Annotated in this window: 17 protein-coding genes; 14 read left to right on the top strand and 3 right to left on the bottom strand. The window is 72.1% G+C overall.

Annotated features, from left to right (window positions below; translation table 11 throughout):
• Positions 1-99: 99 nt before the first annotated feature.
• A complete protein-coding gene (locus ACX80U_RS12300; protein ID WP_459268655.1) occupies positions 100-609 on the top strand; it encodes a MarR family winged helix-turn-helix transcriptional regulator in 510 nt (169 codons plus the stop codon).
• Positions 610-843: 234 nt separating this feature from the next.
• On the top strand, positions 844-1,653 hold the full coding sequence (locus ACX80U_RS12305; RefSeq protein ID WP_459268656.1) for a sigma-70 family RNA polymerase sigma factor: 810 nt from the start codon (positions 844-846) through the stop codon (positions 1,651-1,653).
• 35 nt (positions 1,654-1,688) lie between these two features.
• Here the strand turns inward: ACX80U_RS12305 and ACX80U_RS12310 are convergent, their stop codons facing one another.
• Positions 1,689-2,741 (bottom strand): glycosyltransferase family 9 protein, encoded by a 1,053-nt coding sequence (locus ACX80U_RS12310; protein ID WP_459268657.1) that lies wholly within the window; start codon positions 2,739-2,741, stop codon positions 1,689-1,691.
• Positions 2,742-2,881: 140 nt separating this feature from the next.
• On the opposite strand from ACX80U_RS12310, the gene ACX80U_RS12315 reads away from it, so the two are divergent.
• From ACX80U_RS12315 to ACX80U_RS12345, 7 genes are all read left to right on the top strand, one after another.
• Positions 2,882-3,430, top strand: coding sequence for a D-glycero-alpha-D-manno-heptose-1,7-bisphosphate 7-phosphatase (locus tag ACX80U_RS12315; protein ID WP_459268658.1), 549 nt, complete (start codon positions 2,882-2,884; stop codon positions 3,428-3,430).
• Positions 3,427-4,530 (top strand): glycosyltransferase family 9 protein, encoded by a 1,104-nt coding sequence (locus ACX80U_RS12320; RefSeq protein ID WP_459268659.1) that lies wholly within the window; start codon positions 3,427-3,429, stop codon positions 4,528-4,530. The genes ACX80U_RS12315 and ACX80U_RS12320 overlap by 4 nt, the downstream gene beginning before the upstream one ends.
• Positions 4,527-5,528: a glycosyltransferase gene (locus ACX80U_RS12325; RefSeq protein WP_459268660.1), complete on the top strand. Its 1,002-nt coding sequence runs from the start codon at positions 4,527-4,529 to the stop codon at positions 5,526-5,528. The genes ACX80U_RS12320 and ACX80U_RS12325 overlap by 4 nt, the downstream gene beginning before the upstream one ends.
• On the top strand, positions 5,525-6,817 hold the full coding sequence (locus tag ACX80U_RS12330) for a glycosyltransferase (protein WP_459268661.1): 1,293 nt from the start codon (positions 5,525-5,527) through the stop codon (positions 6,815-6,817). The genes ACX80U_RS12325 and ACX80U_RS12330 overlap by 4 nt, the downstream gene beginning before the upstream one ends.
• A 95-nt stretch (positions 6,818-6,912) precedes the next feature.
• A complete protein-coding gene (locus ACX80U_RS12335; RefSeq protein ID WP_133081028.1) occupies positions 6,913-7,515 on the top strand; it encodes a D-sedoheptulose-7-phosphate isomerase in 603 nt (200 codons plus the stop codon).
• Entirely contained in the window at positions 7,512-8,879 is a 1,368-nt protein-coding gene (gene rfaE2 / locus ACX80U_RS12340) for a D-glycero-beta-D-manno-heptose 1-phosphate adenylyltransferase (RefSeq protein WP_459268662.1), read from the top strand. Before ACX80U_RS12335 ends, rfaE2 begins: the two co-directional genes overlap by 4 nt.
• Positions 8,880-8,938: 59 nt before the next feature.
• Positions 8,939-9,664: an SDR family oxidoreductase gene (locus ACX80U_RS12345; protein ID WP_459268663.1), complete on the top strand. Its 726-nt coding sequence runs from the start codon at positions 8,939-8,941 to the stop codon at positions 9,662-9,664.
• Here ACX80U_RS12345 and ACX80U_RS12350 read toward each other — a convergent pair.
• Complete coding sequence (locus ACX80U_RS12350; RefSeq protein WP_459268664.1) at positions 9,630-10,781, bottom strand: glycosyltransferase family 9 protein; 1,152 nt, start codon at positions 10,779-10,781, stop codon at positions 9,630-9,632. The two genes, ACX80U_RS12345 and ACX80U_RS12350, sit on opposite strands and share 35 nt — an antisense overlap.
• A 294-nt stretch (positions 10,782-11,075) precedes the next feature.
• Here ACX80U_RS12350 and ACX80U_RS12355 point away from each other — a divergent pair, with 294 nt between their 5' ends.
• The 5 genes from ACX80U_RS12355 (at position 11,076) to ACX80U_RS12375 (ending at position 16,218) form a co-directional block, all read left to right on the top strand.
• Positions 11,076-12,488 carry an aldehyde dehydrogenase family protein gene (locus ACX80U_RS12355; protein WP_459268665.1) on the top strand — a complete coding sequence of 471 codons (1,413 nt, stop codon included), beginning with the start codon at positions 11,076-11,078 and terminating at the stop codon, positions 12,486-12,488.
• Complete coding sequence (locus ACX80U_RS12360) at positions 12,488-14,032, top strand: PfkB family carbohydrate kinase (RefSeq protein ID WP_459268666.1); 1,545 nt, start codon at positions 12,488-12,490, stop codon at positions 14,030-14,032. The genes ACX80U_RS12355 and ACX80U_RS12360 overlap by 1 nt, the downstream gene beginning before the upstream one ends.
• Positions 14,029-14,892, top strand: coding sequence for a glycosyltransferase family 2 protein (locus ACX80U_RS12365; RefSeq protein WP_459268667.1), 864 nt, complete (start codon positions 14,029-14,031; stop codon positions 14,890-14,892). The genes ACX80U_RS12360 and ACX80U_RS12365 overlap by 4 nt, the downstream gene beginning before the upstream one ends.
• A 59-nt stretch (positions 14,893-14,951) precedes the next feature.
• Positions 14,952-15,140, top strand: coding sequence for a DUF2795 domain-containing protein (locus tag ACX80U_RS12370; protein ID WP_133080780.1), 189 nt, complete (start codon positions 14,952-14,954; stop codon positions 15,138-15,140).
• Between the two features lie 64 nt (positions 15,141-15,204).
• Complete coding sequence (locus ACX80U_RS12375; RefSeq protein ID WP_459268668.1) at positions 15,205-16,218, top strand: cation diffusion facilitator family transporter; 1,014 nt, start codon at positions 15,205-15,207, stop codon at positions 16,216-16,218.
• A gap of 2 nt (positions 16,219-16,220) precedes the next feature.
• On the opposite strand, the gene ACX80U_RS12380 is transcribed toward ACX80U_RS12375, so the two are convergent.
• Complete coding sequence (locus ACX80U_RS12380; RefSeq protein WP_459268713.1) at positions 16,221-16,706, bottom strand: VOC family protein; 486 nt, start codon at positions 16,704-16,706, stop codon at positions 16,221-16,223.
• Between the last annotated feature and the right edge of the window lie 89 nt (positions 16,707-16,795).

Below are 16,795 nucleotides of genomic sequence, written 5' to 3' on the forward strand. Positions count from 1 at the left end.
GCTGGGAGGAATGGACCAACCCGCCTAGCTATCATAGGTGGAAGATCCGACGCCGACGGTGGCAGCCGGTCCTGCAAGCGAGAGGAAGTGCACAGTTTTATGCCCGATCTGGATCAATGGCCCACCGGTCGCCTGCTGACCACGGCAGCCCGCCTCGTCGAGCACGCCTGGAACGAGCGCCTGGTCGACATCGGGGTGACCCATGCCGGCGTGATCGCCCTGGGGGTCCTCGCGAACCAGGGCGCGATGACGCAGGCGAGCCTGGCGCAGATCGTGCGCGTGCAGGCGCAAACCATGGGCAAGACCCTCTCCCGCCTCGAATCCCGGGGACATGTGAGCCGCGTGCGCAATGACCTCGATCGCCGCTCCCATCTGGTCTCCATCTCGCCCGACGGACGGAAGGTGCTCGATGCCGCGGACGATATCGAGCGCACCCTGGTCGCGGGCGGTGGACTCGTCTCCGACGAACTGCGGAACCACCTCCAGACGGTCATCCGGCAGCTGGGCGCTCCGCGATGGAACTGGGTGGCGCCGGATGCCGCCGTGCAGGAGGACGTGGCGCTCGGTGAGTCCGGCGCTCCGGGCCCCGCTGCGACCGTCCCCGGCTGAACTGCTCCGGAGGACGGCCGGCCACTCAGGCCCTGGATCGAAGCCCCTTGCCATCCGGCGAGGGGCTTTTTGCGCGCATCGGGAGCGCTCCGGCGAGCTGCTGCCACTACTCCTCTCCTGAGGAAAAGGGAAGGCATTGCCCGGAATCGGACATTTCGGGACGATGGGTTGCGTACTAAGCAGGCTGATGTTTTGTTGGGAACCGTGAGTGCCCAACGCCAGACGGAGAACAGCATGCAGACGACCGCCGAGCACGAGGTGTCCGACGGAGCCCCCCGACGGGACGTCGCGGGGCAGGCGACCGCCACGTATCCGGAGCGGCCCCTCGCGGCGGCCCTGCAGGACGACATCGCCCTGCGGCACATGGACATCGCGGAATCGGTGGCACGGTCCTTCGCGGCCTCCGGTCCGGAGGCGTCCGACATCCGTCAGGTGGCCTACCTCGGACTCATCAAGGCCGTGCAGCGCTTCAACCCGGCGCGGGGCGTTCCGTTCGCGTCGTTCGCCGTACCGACGATCAACGGGGAGATCAAGCGCTACCTGCGGGACTCCTGCTGGGTGGTCCGGCCGCCGCGCGAGGTCCAGGACCTCCGGACGGAGATCGCCCGGGCAGCTCCCGCCATGGCCCAGCGGCTCGGCCGCGAGGCGACTGCACGCGAACTCGGGCTGGAACTGGGCTGGTCCGAGGACAAGATCCTGGAGGCGCAGGCGTCCCATTCCAGCCTGCGCCCCGACTCGCTCGATGCGCCCTTCGAGGGGCGCAGCTGGGCCGACACGCTCGCGAGCGACTCCAACGGCATGGAACGCAGTGACGACATGATCTCCCTGCGCAGCGCGGTCAACGAGCTCGACAGCAGCGAGAAGGAACTCCTCTACCGCCGCTACTTCATGGAGCAGACGCAGCAGGGCATCGGGAACGAGCTCGGGATGTCCCAGATGCAGGTCTCGCGGACCCTCGCGCGGATCCTGGTGAAGCTGCAGAAGAGGCTTCTCGCCGCGCCGGCGGCCCCGGAGCAGCGGCCCTCGCGGTCCGGTATCGCCTAGCAGAAGCGCCGGGCAGGCGCGCCGGGGGGACGCTCCTAGGCGATGCCGTGGTCGGCGGCGGCGGCCAGGACCTGCTCCACGGTGACGGCCATCAGGGCCGGATCCGGGGTGGGGGAGAAGGTCTCGCCGACGCGGAGCGATGCATCCGTCAGGACGGTGTGGGGTCCGGGCGGTGGCCCCCAGGAGGACACCGGCGCCGGCCCGAAGAGGATGACCGACGGTCTCGCATAGGCCGACGCGAGGTGGGCCGCCCCCGTGTCCGCGGAGATGACGAGGGACGCACCCGCGATCAGTCGTGCGAAGCGGTCGAGCGGGAGCTCCCCTGCCGCGACGGACTCCTCGGGCAGCCCTGCGGCGTCGGCGACCGCGAGGGCGCGCGGACGTTCCTTCCCGCTTCCCGTGAACACCACCCGGTGACCGGCGGCGGCCAGGGAACGCGCCACCGCGGCGAACCGCTCCACGGGCCAGAGGCGGCTGCCGTAGGCCGCCCCGACATGGATGACGACGGCGTCCGGGGCGGGACTCTCGCCGTCGGGTACCCGGAGGCGGCAGTCCAGCGGATCGGCAGGGACGCCGTGCCAGCTGACGAGCGAGGCCCAGCGCTCGCGTTCGAGGGCGTCGTTGTCCCACTCGGGCCCGTCCCAGCCCGGTGAACGGTGTCCCATGCGGCGCCGCGCCCCGATCTCCTCGAGGCGTCCCCTGCTCTCCGCGCCGTTGCCGTGCAGGTTGACGGCCAGGTCGATCCGGCCGTGCTCGATCGGCAGCGGGTCGTCGAGACCGTGCGTGGGCAGCAGGTCGTCGACGGCGTCGGTGAGCGCCACGACAGGGCGGAGCCACTCCTGTGCCGCGTAGAGGATGCGGTGCTCTGGGAAGGCGCGGCGCAGTCCCCGGAGAGCCGGCACCGCGACGAGGAGGTCCCCGAGCTTCAGCGCCCGCAGGGCCAGGATCTCGGGGCGCCCATCGGGCGGCGGTGTCGTGGCGGGGACTGTCGTGGCGGGGACCGTCGTGGCGGACGCCGCAGGGGTGGCTGGTGGGTGCTGCTGCGATGCGCGCTCGGCGCTCGTGGCACGGGTGCCCTCGGAAGTCATGCGAATCATCCTGCCAGAGGCAGGCGGGTGCCCGTCGTCGTCGCCCCGTCCAGGGCGCGTCCGGCGGTGCGGGGATCCCCGAGGAGAAGAAGTTCGGTGCGAAGTGTTTAGTACTGCTCCTTCCCGGGAACTAAGCCTGTATGCATACTTCGGCCGAACGATCGCGGACAGCCCCCCGGGCGGTCCTGTTCGACCGCGACGGGACCATCGTCGTGGACGTCCCGTACAACGGGGACCCGACCCTCGTGCGACCCATGCCGGGTGCCCGGGAGGTCCTCGACGGCCTCCGGTCGCGGGGGATCCCGGTCGGCGTCGTCACGAACCAGTCCGGCATAGCGCGCGGCTTCGTGACGCGCGGGCAGGTGGACGCCGTCAACGCCCGGGTGGAGGAACTGCTCGGGCCGTTCGACGTGTGGGAGGTGTGCCCGCACGGGGCGGCGGACGGATGCGCCTGCCGCAAGCCGGGGCCCGGCATGATCGTGTCGGCCAGCGAGCGCCTGGGGCTCGACCCGTCCGAGGTGGCCGTCATCGGGGACATCGGAGCGGACATGGGCGCGGCAGAGGCCGCCGGCGCACGCGCGGTGCTGGTGCCGACGGACATCACGCTCGAGGACGAGATCCGCGCGGCCCCGGCCGTCGCGGGCGACCTGGCCGGGGCCGTCGCCTCCCTCTGGGCGGGTACCCCGTGAGGCGCCGCGTCCTGGTCGCCCGCCTCGACAGCGCCGGTGACGTGCTCCTGGCCGGGCCGGCCGTCCGCGCCATCGCCGCCGGCGACCACGGCGACTCGCCGAACGACGTCGTCATGCTGTGCGGACCGCAGGGCGCGGCAGCCGCACGGCTGCTGCCCGGCGTCGTCGACGTCGTCACCTGGTCCGCGCCCTGGATCGTGGACCCCGCCCCCGACCCGACGCCCGACCTCATCGGTGAGCTCCACGACCGGATCGTGGCGCTCGGTGTCGACGAGGCCGTGATCCTGACCTCGTTCCACCAGTCGCCCCTGCCGCTCGCGCTGCTGCTCCGCCTCGCCGGGGTGCGGCGGATCGCCGGAGCATCCGTCGACTACGCGGGATCGCTCCTCGACGTGCGGCTCAAGCCGGGGGAGGACTTCCCGGAGGACCAGCCGGAGGCCGAGCGTGCCCTCGGCATCGCGGAGGCCGCGGGGTACGCCCTGGCTCCCGGCGACGACGGCCGGCTCCAGGTCACCGACCTGGTCGACGCCGCGGACCTCGTGGGCCGCGGACCCTACGTCGTCGTCCACCCGGGGGCGTCCGTGCCCGCCCGGGCCTGGCCGCCCCTGCACCACGCGGCCGCCGTCGAACTCCTCACCGCCGCCGGGTTCCGGGTGGTCGTGACCGGCGGCCCGGACGAGACGGACCTGACCTCGACCGTCGCCGGCCCGGAGGCCCTGGACCTCGGCGGCCGGACGGACCTGGCCACACTGGGCTCCGTGCTCGCCGGGGCCACCGTCGTGATCACCGGCAACACCGGCCCTGCCCACCTCGCGGCCGCCGTCGGGACACCGGTGGTGTGCCTGTTCTCGCCCGTGGTGCCCGCGATCCGCTGGGCCCCGTACCGCGTGCCCGTCGAACTGCTCGGTGACCAGGACGCGGCCTGCGCCCTCAGCCGCGCCCGCATCTGTCCCGTCCAGGGCCATCCCTGCCTGTCCAACGTCTCGCCGGAGGACGTCGTCGACGCCGTCCTCCGGCTCAGCTCCGGAATATCGTCGCTCGGCTCGCGCCGCAGCATCGGCCGCACCGACGGCCGCAGAACAACGAGGGGAAACCGATGAGGATCCTGCTATGGCACGTCCACGGAGGATGGACCGACGCCTTCGTGAGGGGCACGCACACCTACCTGCTGCCCACCACGCCCGACGGCGGAGCATGGGGGCTGGGCCGCGCCGGCCGCGACTGGCCGGCCTCCGTCGTCGAGGTGGCCCCGCACGACCTGCGGGACGCCGACATCGACGTCGTGGTGCTGCAGCGGGTCGAGGAGATCGCCGAATGCGAGCGGCTCCTCGGACGGACGCCGGGCCGGGACCTCCCCGCCGTCTTCCTCGAGCACAACACACCCCGGCGCGACATCGTCGGCACGGTGCATCCGCTGGCGGACCGCACGGACATACCGATCGTCCACGTCACGCACTTCAACGAGCTCTTCTGGGACAGCGGGATCGCGCGGACCCGGGTCATCGAGCACGGCATCGTCGATCCGGGCTACCTGTACACGGGTGAACTCGAGCAGCTCGCCGCGGTCATCAACGAACCCGTCCGGCGCGGCAGGATCACCGGCACGGACCTGCTCCCGCGGTTCGCGGGCGTGGCTCCGCTCGAGGTCTTCGGCATGGGGACGGACCGGCTCGCCGCCGCCCTCGACCTCGGTCCGGCGGAACTGCGGATCGGCGGGGACCTGGGCATGGCGGACCTGCACGCCCGGCTCGGCCGGTCGCGGGCCTACGTGCACCCGCTGCGCTGGACGTCCCTCGGACTCTCCCTCCTGGAAGCCATGCATGTCGGGCTGCCCGTGCTGGCGCTGGCGACCACGGAGGCGGCGCGCGCCGTGCCGCCCGAGGCAGGGGCGATCTCGACCAGCATCGACGACCTCGTGCGCATGGCGGCACGACTCATCGCGGACCCGGACGAGGCCCGCACACGGGGACTGGCTGCACGGGAAGCGGCACTCGCACGGTACGGGCTCGCCCGGTTCCTCGCCGACTGGGACGACGTCCTGGTGCAGGAACCGACGCGGCACCCTGTCCTGGCGGTAACAGAAAGGAAAGCGCAGTGAGGATATCGATGGTGTCTGAGCATGCAAGTCCACTCGCGGCCCTGGGGGGCGTGGACGCCGGCGGACAGAACGTGCACGTGGCCGAACTGTCCCTCGCGCTCGCCCGCCGCGGACACGAGGTCACGGTGTACACGCGCCGCGACGACCCTGCGCTGCCGGATCGCGTCCGGACCGACCCGAGGCTCGAGGTCGTGCACATCACGGCAGGCCCGGTGCGGAGCGTCCCGAAGGACATGCTCCTGCCCTACATGGGCGAGCTCGCCGACGGCATCGTGGCGGACTGGGGCACGGAACCGCCGGACATCGTGCACGGACACTTCTGGATGTCGGGACTGGCCGCCCTGAACGCCGCCGGGCAGTCGCGTGCCGCCGGCCGGCCGGTGCAGGTCCTCCAGACCTTCCATGCGCTCGGCACGGTCAAGCGCCGCCACCAGGGGGCCGAGGACACCAGCCCCTCCGAGCGGCTCATGCTGGAGACGATGGTGGGCCGCAGCGCCGACCGGATCGTCGCGACCTGCTCGGACGAGGTCTTCGAGCTCAAGGCGATGGGTGTGCCCGGCAGCCGCGTGTCGATCGCCCCCTGCGGCGTGGACCTCGAACTGTTCACCCCGCACGGACCCGTCGAGGACCGCGGGCAGCCGCACAGGATCGTCAGCGTGGGCAGGCTCGTCCCGCGCAAGGGCATGGACCTCGCCATCCGCTCCCTGCGTGAACTCGCCGTGATGGGCCGCGACGACGTCGAACTCGTCATCGTCGGTGGAGCGGGCAACTCGACCGGACTCGAGGACGACCCCGAGGCGCAGCGGCTCCGCGCGCTGGCCGTCGAACTCGGCGTCGCCGACCGGGTGGTGCTCCGGGGCCAGGTCTCCCGCGCCGAGATGCCCGCGGTCCTCCGGAGCGCCGATGCCGTCGTGTGCGCGCCGTGGTACGAGCCGTTCGGCATCGTCCCGCTCGAGGCGATGGCGTGCGGCGTCCCGGTCATCGCGGCGGCCGTCGGGGGCCTGGTGGACACCGTGGTGGACGGCAAGACCGGTCTCCATGTCCCCCCGCAGGACCCGGCGGCCATCGCCGCCGCCATCGCCGACATGGTGGGCGATCCCGAGTGGGCGCGTGAACTGGGCGACAACGGCTACCGCCGCGTGAAAGCCCGCTACTCGTGGAGCCGGATCGCCGCCGACACCGAGAAGGCCTACCAGACGGCTCTGGGCGCCGCAGCACCCGTCCAGCAGACCCCAGCGCGGCGGAGTGCCGCGCGTCGACTCGAAAGCACGGGAGGCAGGGCACTGTGACCACGCATTTCTCCGACGTATACACCGGCACGCGCACCGATCCGGCCGTACCGGCCCGGGGTGCGGGTGCTCCCGCCCCGACCGCCACGGGCACACTGGACCAGGTCCAGGTGGACTCCCGGCGCCTCGTCCTGGACCACCTGCGGGCGGTCACCCCGGCCGTGGAGTCCCTCGTCCAGAACGCGGGCACGCTCGCCGGCTGGGGCGTGGAGATGGCCGGCCGCCTGCTGGCCGGACAACGCCTCCTCGCAGCCGGCAACGGCGGCTCGGCCGCCGAGGCGCAGCACCTCACCGCGGAACTGGTGGGCCGGTTCGACGGCGAGCGCGAGCCGTTCTCGGCGATCTCCCTGCACGCCGAGAGCTCGGCCGTCACGGCCATAGCGAACGACTACGGTTTCGACCGGATGTTCGCCCGGCAGGTGAGCGCCCATGGCCGCCCCGGCGACATCCTGATGCTCCTGAGCACGAGCGGCAAGAGCCCCAACCTGCTGCACGCCGTGGAGGCCGCTAGATCGGCCGGCATCACGACCTGGGCCCTCACGGGGGTGGGCCCCAACCCGTTGACCGAGTGCGTGGACGACTACGTGGCGATCGATGCGGCGTCGGCCAATGCGCAGGAGGGCCACCTGATCGCGCTGCACGCCATCTGCCGGGCCTTCGACGCCGAGGTCCGCCGCTACCGGGAGGCCCAGCGATGAGGATCGTGGTGGTCGGGGACGTCCTGCTCGACACGGACCTCTCGGGCGGCGCCGGCCGGCTCTCACCCGACGCGCCCGTCCCCGTCGTCGACGTCGACGCGGTCCAGCGCCGTGCGGGAGGAGCGGGCCTCGTGGCCCGCATGCTGCAGGCGGACGGGCACGACGCCGTCCTGGTCACCGTCCTCGGCGAGGACGACGCCGCAGGCCTGCTGCGCGCCGAACTCGACGGCGTGACCGTTGTCGCCGGCCCCTCCGGGGCGCCCACGCCGGTGAAGACACGCGTGCGCGCCTCGGGCCAGCCCGTGGTGCGTTTCGACGAGGGCTGCGCGAAGCCACCCCTCCCGGGCTGCACGGCGGACATGCTCGCGGCGCTCGACGGCGCCGATGCGATCATCGCGGCGGACTACGGCCGCGGTCTCCTCGCCAACGACACACTGCGCGCCCGCCTCGAGGCGCTGGCCGCCTCGGTGCCCGTCGTGTGGGACCCGCATCCCGCCGGCGCGCAACCGGTCCCGGGAGTCGCCGCGGTGACGCCGAACATCGGGGAGGCACTCCGCTTCGCCGAGGTCGAGGGCTCCGGCACGCAGGCCGCCGCCGCGGCCGCCGACGTCCTGCTCCGGACCTGGGGGAGCCGGGCGGTGCTCGTCACGATGGGGGAGCACGGCGCCCTCGTGGCGGCGGCCGGCCTGCTGCCCCAGGTGGTGCCCGCACCGCGCGTCACCGCGTCCGACCCGTGCGGGGCGGGTGACCGCTTCGCGTCCGCGCTCGCCGTCGGGCTCGCAGGCGGAGCCGCGATCGACGTCGCCGCTCAGCAGGCGACCGAAGCAGCGGCACACTTCCTCGCCTCGGGAGGTGTCGGCGCGATGGGCCGCAGCCGCGAGGAGGCGCCCGAGCAGTTGCCCGTCGACGGCCTCGACGCACTCGTGGTGGCCCGCCGGACGCGGGAATCGGGTGGCACGGTGGTCGCGACCGGCGGGTGCTTCGATCTCCTGCACGCCGGCCACGCCCGCACACTCGCGGCGGCCCGACGGCTCGGGGACTGCCTGATCGTCTGCCTCAACTCCGACGAGTCGGTGCGGGGGCTGAAGGGCGAGCACCGGCCGATCATCAAGCAGGAGGACCGCGCCGAGCTGCTCGCCGCACTCGAGTGCGTCGACGCCGTGCTCGTCTTCGGTGAGTCCACACCGGAGAACGCCATCTCGCGCCTCCAGCCGGACATCTGGGTCAAGGGCGGCGACTACGCGGCGGAGGACCTCCCCGAGGCCGCCCTCGTGAGCAGTTGGGGCGGCAGGACGGTCACCGTCCCGTACATCCCGGCACGCTCCACCACCAAACTTGCAGCCGCGCTGGCACGCGTCGGCTGACGGGCTGCAGATCCGTGCCCGGCCTGATTGCGCCGGGCGCACGCAACGAAAGGAACAGCATGACTGAGAACGCAACCACCACTCCGGGGACCAGCGGCTACAACCCGGGACGGGTCCTGGTGACGGGCGGGGGCTCGGGCCTCGGCGCGGCCATCGTCCAGGGCGTCATCGCCGCCGGCGGCACCCCGGTGGTGCTCGACCGCGACATCAGCCGCGTCACGGGCGTCAAGGCCTTCGAGGTCGACGTCGCGGATCGTGCGGCCGTCGAGGCAGCCGTCCGGGAGGCCGCCGAGACGATGGACGGCCTGGACGCCGTCGTCACCGCGGCGGGCATCGACCGGTGCGGGGCGCTCGACACCGTCCCGGCCGACCAGTGGGAGAAGGTGATCGGCGTGAACCTGATGGGCACGGCCTCCACGGCCCGCGCCGCCCTGCCGTACTTGAAGGAGTCGCACGGCCGCGTGGTCACGATCGCCTCGACGCTCGGCATCAAGGCCGTGGGCGACGCGACGGCCTACTGCGCCTCCAAGTTCGGGGTGATGGGCTTCTCGCAGGCCCTCGCCGCCGAGACCGCCGGCCAGATCGGCGTCACGACGATCATCCCCGGCGGCATGAAGACGCGTTTCTTCGACGACCGCGACGAGCAGTACAAGCCGCAGGACGATTCACGCCTCAACGACCCCGAGCGGGTGGCCGAGGCGATCCTCTTCGCGCTCTCGCAGCCCAAGAGCTGCGAGATCCGCGAGATGGTCATCGCCCACGCAGAAGAAGGCTCGTGGCCCTGAGTTCGGCCACGTCCGGATAGACGACGGCGGGCTGGACGGCCGCGACGAACGAGTCATCGTGCTCGCATCGCTCGGCCGTCCAGCCCACCTGCGTGACGTCCACGCCGCACACCGGGCACCGCGTCACCCAGGAGAAGTGGACGCGGTGCAGGGTGCGTCCCATCGCCCCCGCGTTGATGACGTTGCCGATCCAGTAGACGCCGACGGTCGGCGTGCCGACGGCCTGCGCGAGGTGCCGGGGGCCGCTGTCGTTGCCGACCATCACGGCGCTGCGATCCAGGACACCGGTCAGCTCGCCCAGCGACAGCTGTCCGGCGAGCGACCTCACATCGGCCGCCGGGTCCTGCTCGAGCGCCAGGCGGACGATCTCCTCGGCCGCCGGGACGTCCGTCCCGTCACCCACGACCAGCACCTCGCAGCCGTCCGCCGCTGCGCGCACCGCGACCTCGGCGAACGACGACGACGGCCACCTCCTGCGCGGGTCGGTGGCACCCGGGTGCAGTGCGACCACGGCGCCCTCCCCGGTCAGCCGTGCCGCCCGTTCGACCTCCTCCGGCAGCACCTGGATCCTCGGTTCCAGATCGGTCGGCACCGCCCCGGCCAGGCCGACGACCTCGAGGGCGCGGAACACCTCGTGCTGGTAGTAGACGTACGGGATCGTGCGTTCCAGCCCGACGGCGTCGGGCGTCCGGGTACCGACGGTGTGCCGTGCCTGAAGGCGCAGCAGGAACGGATTGGAGTTGCGCCCGCCGCCGTGGAGCTGGACCGCCAGGTCGAAGGACCCACGGACCCCGTCGAAGAACCGCTCGACCGCGTCCGGATCCTCGGCACCGGGACGGACCCCCGGGAAGACCGGCAGCTCCAGGACCGCGGACACCGGTCCCGGCCTGCCCTCGAGCAGCGCGGCGTGACCGGGCATGCCCAGCAGCGTGATCTCGGCCTCCGGATAGCGGTTCTTGAGCGCGGCGATGGCCGGCATCGCGAACATGAGATCGCCGAGACCGCCACCCCGCAGGACGGCGATCCGCCGGATGTCCCGGAACGGGGCGAGCACGGGGCCCACCGACCTCGCCGTGTCGTGCCGTCCGCCGAAATCCGCCGTCGTGTCCTGCTGCATCGGATTCTTCCCCGTTCCTGTCCCTGCCGGCCCATGGCCGTCCGCTTCCGTGGCAGCGCGGGCGCGTGCCGGCTGTTCCCCACCTCTACACAGCGCTGCTCCCGCTGTCCATCGGCCGGTGCCGGGAAGCGCGGCCCGCCGCTGCTTCTCCCGCCACATTATGCTAAGCGTGCTGATGGATGCGCCGGGCGCAGAAATCGGCCGACGGCGTGTGTGAACACGTGGGAGCGGGGTACGGGACCACTAGCCGCGTGGTGGAACGAGCTGCGGCGGTACACGACATCAAGGAGCGCAATGTCCATCAACTCCCAGGCACACATCGTGCTTGATGTGCAGGACGACACGTCCCTCACCATCCTCGATCCCCGGGACGGCAGCGAGGTGGGGACCCTGCCCTGCGCCGTCCGCGAGCAGGTGTCCCTCGCGGTCTCGCTGGCCCGCTCCGTGCAGCCCGAATGGGCGGCCACGAGCCCGGCCGATCGCGGTGCGGCCCTGCGCCGTGCGGCCTCCGCACTGCGGGACGGCGCGCAGGAACTGGCGGAACTGAACACCCGGGAGACGGGCAAGCCGCTGGCGGATGCGCTCGGCGGCATCGAGGCCGGCATCTCCACCCTCGAGCAGTACGCGGAACTCGGGCCGGTCCACCGTGGCCTGAGCCTGCGGGGAGGGGTGACGGCCACGGACTACACCGTCGCCGAACCGCGCGGCGTCGCGGCGCTCCTGACTCCCTGGAACGACCCGGTGGCGGTTGCCGCCGGACTCATCGGCGCTGCCCTCGTGACGGGCAACACGGTACTCCACAAGCCCAGCGAACGGTGCCCGCACGTGGGTGAGCTGCTCGGGCGGCTGCTGCAGCCGGCCTTCCCGGACGGTGTCCTCACGACGTTGACCGGTGGCGCCGAGGTGGGTCAGATGATCACGATGGAGGCGGACGTGGACGTCTTCGCCCACGTCGGCTCGAGCGCCACCGGCTCCCGGATCGCCCGCGCCGCGGTCCTCACGGGCGCGCACGTGATTCGCGAGAACGGCGGCAACGACCCGCTGATCGTGGACGCCGACGTCGACCCGGTCTGGGCGGCGGGCCAGGCGGCGCTCGGAGCCTTCGCCAACGCGGGCCAGATCTGCACCTCGGTGGAGCGCATCTACGTCCATCGGGCCATCGCGGAACCCTTCCTGGCGGCCCTCACCCTCGAGGCCCGGCAGCGCAACGGGAGCGGGACCTTCCCGCCGCTCGTGGACCGGCGCATGCGCGAGTCCGTCGACGCGCAGGTCGGCGAGGCCGTCAGCCTCGGTGCGGAGTGCCTCGAGGGTGGAGTCGTGCCGGCCGGCGACGGATCGCACTACCCCGCGACGGTGCTCGCGGGCTGCACGGAGACCATGACGATCATGGCGGAGGAGACCTTCGGGCCCGTCGCGCCCGTGACCGTCGTGGACAGCTTCGACGAGGGGCTGCGCCTCGCGGCGGCGGGTCCCTACGGGCTCGCCGCATCGGTCCTCACCGGCAGCATCGCGCACGCGCAGCGGGCGATCGCCGGGCTGTCGGTCGGCACTGTCAAGGTGAATGCGGTGTTCGGCGGTGCACCCGGCGGCTCCGCGCAGCCCCGCGGCATCAGTGGGGCCGGCTTCGGCTACGGACCCGAACTGCTCGACGAATTCGCCCTCGTGAAGGTGGTCCACATCAGCGCTCCGCCGCAGGGCGGCGCCTGATGGGTGACGAGCTGCAGGACCACCCCGAGGGCGGCCGCGACGGGGCCGACCTCTCGGACGTGCGCGGACTCGCCGCATGGGTGCCCGCCGCGATCGCCGACCGTGCCCCGCACGTCACCGTGGTCGGGGACGCGATGCTCGACGGCTGGTGGAGTGGCACGATCGAACGCTTCTGCCGTGAGGCCCCCGCGCCCGTCGTGGACATCACCCGACGGGACTACGCCGCCGGCGGTGCCGCCAACACGGCGATGAATCTCGCCGCACTCGGGGCGAGGGTGCGGATGTGCGGGCTGATCGGCACGGACGACGCCGGGCGACGCCTCCGCACGATCCTGGACGACGCCGGAGTGGACACCACCGACCTCGTGCAGGACCCCCGCGTCGGCACCACCACGAAGTACCGGATCCTCGGCGGTGACCAGGTCATGCTCAGGATCGACGACACCCCCGAGCAGCTGTCCGCGGCAGCCGTCACCGCGTTCGCCGCACGGATCCCCGGCGCCGTTGCCGGGGCGGACGCCGTCGTCGTCTGCGACTACGGGTCCGGCGCCCTCGGCGAGGAGGTGCGCGCGGCGCTCGGCCGTGCGTCGAGCATCGACCCGGGGACCCTCGTGGTCGTGGACGCCCACGACACCGCGGGCTGGGCCGTGCTCGGACCGGACATCGTCACGCCCAACGCCCAGGAGGCCGCGCAGGTCCTGGCGACGCGCCTCGATCCGCGGTCCGACAGGGCCGCGACGGTGACGGAGCGGCGCCGGGAGCTCCTCGCGGCGACGAACGCGGCAGCCGTCGTCGTGACCCTCGACCGCGACGGCACGGTGCTGCTCGGGCAGGACGGCGAGGAGCACCGGACGTGGGCCAAGCCCGCGACCGAGAAGCAGGCGTCCGGCGCGGGCGACACCTTCGTCGCCAGCCTCACCGCCGCCCGCGCGGCAGGCCTGCCGCTCACCACCAGCCTGGACCTGGCCCAGGCCGCGGCCGACGTCGTCGTCCACCGGCCCGGGACCTCCGTGTGCACGACCGCAGACCTCACCGGGCACCTGCAGCAGTTCGCGGACACCGCGCTGGCCACCGCGGACCTGCTCAGGAAGGTGGAGGAGGACCGGGCCGCCGGCCGCCGCATCGTCCTGACCAACGGCTGCTTCGACGTGCTGCACCGCGGGCACACGCGCTACCTCAACCAGGCGAAGCAACTCGGCGACGTCCTCGTGGTCGCACTCAACGACGACGACGGCGTCCGTCGGCTCAAGGGTCCCGACCGGCCGATCAACCCCATCGCCGACCGGGCGGGCATCATCGCGTCCCTGAGCTGCGTCGACTACGTCACCGTGTTCGGGACGGACACGCTGGTCCCCCTGATCGAGCTGTTGAAGCCCGACGTGTACGCGAAGGGCGGCGACTACACCGCCCAGATGCTCGAGGAGACCCCGGCCGTGGAGGCCTGCGGCGGACGGGTCAGCATCCTGGACTACGTGCCGGAACGGTCCACCGCTGCCGTGGTGCGGAAGATCCGGTCCAGCCGGCTCGCGGGGGATGTGCCGTGACCAGGCGCTGGTCGGGGGAGTGGGCGATGGATGCTCCGGGAGACGATCCTGTCGTCGACGTGCTCATCCCCTCCTTCGGCCGGCCCGCGGAACTGGCCGTCACGCTGTCGGGGCTCGCCGCGCAGGAGGGTGTGCCGTTCCGCGTGATCGTGAGCGACCAGACCGAGGGAGAGGCGGAGTCCTTCCTCCAGCCTGCCGTGAGCGCGATGGTCCGGGTGCTCCGGGCGCAGGGGCGGGAAGTGCACCTCGAACGCCACCTGCCGCGCAGGGGGCTGGCGGAGCACCGGCACTACCTGCTGGATCTGGCCGGCGCTCCGTTCGTCCTGTTCCTCGACAACGATGTCTGGCTCGAGCCCGGCTCGCTGGACCGTATGTACCGGGCGCTGCGGGCGGCCGGGTGCGGATTCGTCGGATCAGCGGTCCAGGGCCTGTCCTACCTCCCGGACTCCAGGCCGCACGAGCGCTCCGGGCTGTCCCTGTGGCCGGGCGACGAGGTGTCGCCCGAGCGCATCCGCCCGGGCTCGGAGGGCTTTGCCCGCTGGCCGCTGCACAACGCCGCGAACCTGGCGCACGCCGCAGCCGAGCTCGCGATCCCGCCGGGCGAATGGCGCCTCTACCGCGTCGCCTGGGTCGGAGGATGCGTGCTGTTCGACCGCGCGGCACTCGTCGAGTGCGGGGGATTCGACTTCTGGGACCAGCTCCCACCCGGGCACGCGGGCGAGGACGTCGCCGCCCAGTGGCGCGTCATGGAACGCTACGGCGGAGCAGGCATCATCCCCTCGGGGGCCGTGCACCTCGAGGCGCCCACCACGGTGACCGACCGTGCCATAGACGCTGCCCACGTGATCCTGGGCCAGTGACGGTGCTCCCGCACCGGGAGCACGTGCAAGGGAACCGAACCGATACGAAGGAGCACACCATGGCAGATCCGAGTCCGATCGACATCCAGAAGGCACTGGGCGGCATGGACTACCCCGCCTCGAAGGAGGACCTCGTCAAGCACGCAGAGGACAAGGGGGCCGACGACGCGGTCCTCGAGACGCTCAGGAACCTTCCCGACCGCGAGTTCGACTCGCCGACGGATGTGAACAAGGAAGCATCCAAGTAGCACCCGACCGCCGGCGGTACTCCTGCAGGAGTGCCGCCGGCACCGGGCGTCCCGGAAGGACGGCATGAAGAACCAGGCATCTCCCGCAGGGCAGGGGACACGGACCGGCGGGAGCGGACCGCGGAAGGAGTCACCGGGTGGCGAGGGCCCGCTGACCGTCGTCATCGCCTTCGTGGCCAACTTCCTCGTCGCTGCTGCGAAGACGGTGGCAGCGGTCATCACCGGGTCGGCCTCGATGACCGCCGAGGCGGCCCACTCGTGGGCGGACACCGGCAACCAGATCTTCCTCCTGATCGCCGAGCGCAAGTCCAGGCGCCGACGGGACCCCTCCCATCCCCTGGGCTACGGGCGCGAGGCGTACGTCTGGTCCATGTTCGCGGCGTTCGGGCTGTTCACGGCAGGTGCCGTCGTGTCCATCACGCACGGGGTCCAGCAACTGATCGAGCCCGAGCCGGCCGCGGACTACGGCATCGCCTACATCGTCCTCGCGCTGGCCTTCGTCCTCGAGGGAGTCTCCTTCACGCAGGCCTTCCGCCAGGCGAGGAAGGCGGGCCAGGAGCGGGGCACCAGCACGCTGGAGAGCGTCTCCACGACGTCGAACCCCACCCTGCGCGCCGTCTTCGCCGAGGACTCCGCGGCGCTGATCGGGCTCGTCATCGCGTTCCTCGGGATCCTGTTGCACCAGCTCACCGGCTCTCCCGTGCCCGATGCGGTCGGCTCCATCCTGGTCGGCGTGCTGCTCGGCGTGATCGCCGTGATCCTGATCGACCGCAACCGCCGCTTCCTCGTCGGCCAGGCCGTCTCGCCGGCCCTGCTCGAGTCGGTCGCGCAGCGGTTGGGAGCCCACGACAGCATCGAGCGCGTGACCTACCTGCACCTCGAGTACGTCGGGCCGGAACGCCTGTACCTCGTCGCTGCCGTGGATCTGGTGGGAGACCGCCCGGAGCACGACGTCGCCGTCGTACTCCGCGCGGTGGAGCGCGACATCGAGGATCACGAGCGGATCGAGGAGGCCGTCCTCACGCTCTCCACGCCGGACGAGCCCACACTGCGCTTCGAGGCGGGCGCGGCCTCCTGACCTCAGACGCCGCTCGGCTCGCCCACCGCGTCGGACCGGGCGCCGGTGCTCCCGTCCTCCGACGGACCGGCGGCAGCCGGAGCGCCGGCGATGTTGACCATCCACGTGACACCGAAGCCGTCGATGCACATGCCGAAGCTGTCGCCCCAGGGCGACTGCGCCAGCGGCACGATCTCGCTGCCGCTTCCGGCGAGTGCCTCCCAGTAGCCGCGGAGTTCCGCCTCGTCGTCGCCGCTGACCGACAGCGAGTGCCCGGCGGGAGCGCTGTACTCCATGCTGTTCGGTGTATCCGCGGCCATCAGGACCTGACCCGACGGCGTCGTCAGCATGGAGTGCATGATCTTGTCCTGCTTCGCCGGGTCCTCGCTCACCTGGTACTCGGCGAACGTGCTCCGCTGCAGCTCACCGCCGAAGACGGACTGGTAGAAATCCATCGCCTGTGCGGCGGTGTCCTTGAAGTTGAGGTAGGTGTTGATCGTCGCTGCCATGGTGTCCGCCTCCTGCCGGGTGGCTTCCGCCACGCCCCTGTCATGATGCTGGAATTATTGTCCAGCACGGGCAGGGAGGGAAGGGTGCC

This window comes from Arthrobacter sp. TmT3-37 (assembly GCF_054510835.1).

Coding starts and splice junctions, on each gene's coding strand:
- ACX80U_RS12300 (WP_459268655.1), top strand. CDS start 100: ATGCCCGATCTGGATCAATGGCCCACCGGTCGCCTGCTGACCACGGCA.
- ACX80U_RS12305 (WP_459268656.1), top strand. CDS start 844: ATGCAGACGACCGCCGAGCACGAGGTGTCCGACGGAGCCCCCCGACGG.
- ACX80U_RS12310 (WP_459268657.1), bottom strand. CDS start 2,741: ATGACTTCCGAGGGCACCCGTGCCACGAGCGCCGAGCGCGCATCGCAG.
- ACX80U_RS12315 (WP_459268658.1), top strand. CDS start 2,882: ATGCATACTTCGGCCGAACGATCGCGGACAGCCCCCCGGGCGGTCCTG.
- ACX80U_RS12325 (WP_459268660.1), top strand. CDS start 4,527: ATGAGGATCCTGCTATGGCACGTCCACGGAGGATGGACCGACGCCTTC.
- rfaE2 (WP_459268662.1), top strand. CDS start 7,512: ATGAGGATCGTGGTGGTCGGGGACGTCCTGCTCGACACGGACCTCTCG.
- ACX80U_RS12345 (WP_459268663.1), top strand. CDS start 8,939: ATGACTGAGAACGCAACCACCACTCCGGGGACCAGCGGCTACAACCCG.
- ACX80U_RS12350 (WP_459268664.1), bottom strand. CDS start 10,781: ATGCAGCAGGACACGACGGCGGATTTCGGCGGACGGCACGACACGGCG.
- ACX80U_RS12355 (WP_459268665.1), top strand. CDS start 11,076: ATGTCCATCAACTCCCAGGCACACATCGTGCTTGATGTGCAGGACGAC.
- ACX80U_RS12360 (WP_459268666.1), top strand. CDS start 12,488: ATGGGTGACGAGCTGCAGGACCACCCCGAGGGCGGCCGCGACGGGGCC.
- ACX80U_RS12370 (WP_133080780.1), top strand. CDS start 14,952: ATGGCAGATCCGAGTCCGATCGACATCCAGAAGGCACTGGGCGGCATG.
- ACX80U_RS12375 (WP_459268668.1), top strand. CDS start 15,205: ATGAAGAACCAGGCATCTCCCGCAGGGCAGGGGACACGGACCGGCGGG.
- ACX80U_RS12380 (WP_459268713.1), bottom strand. CDS start 16,706: ATGGCAGCGACGATCAACACCTACCTCAACTTCAAGGACACCGCCGCA.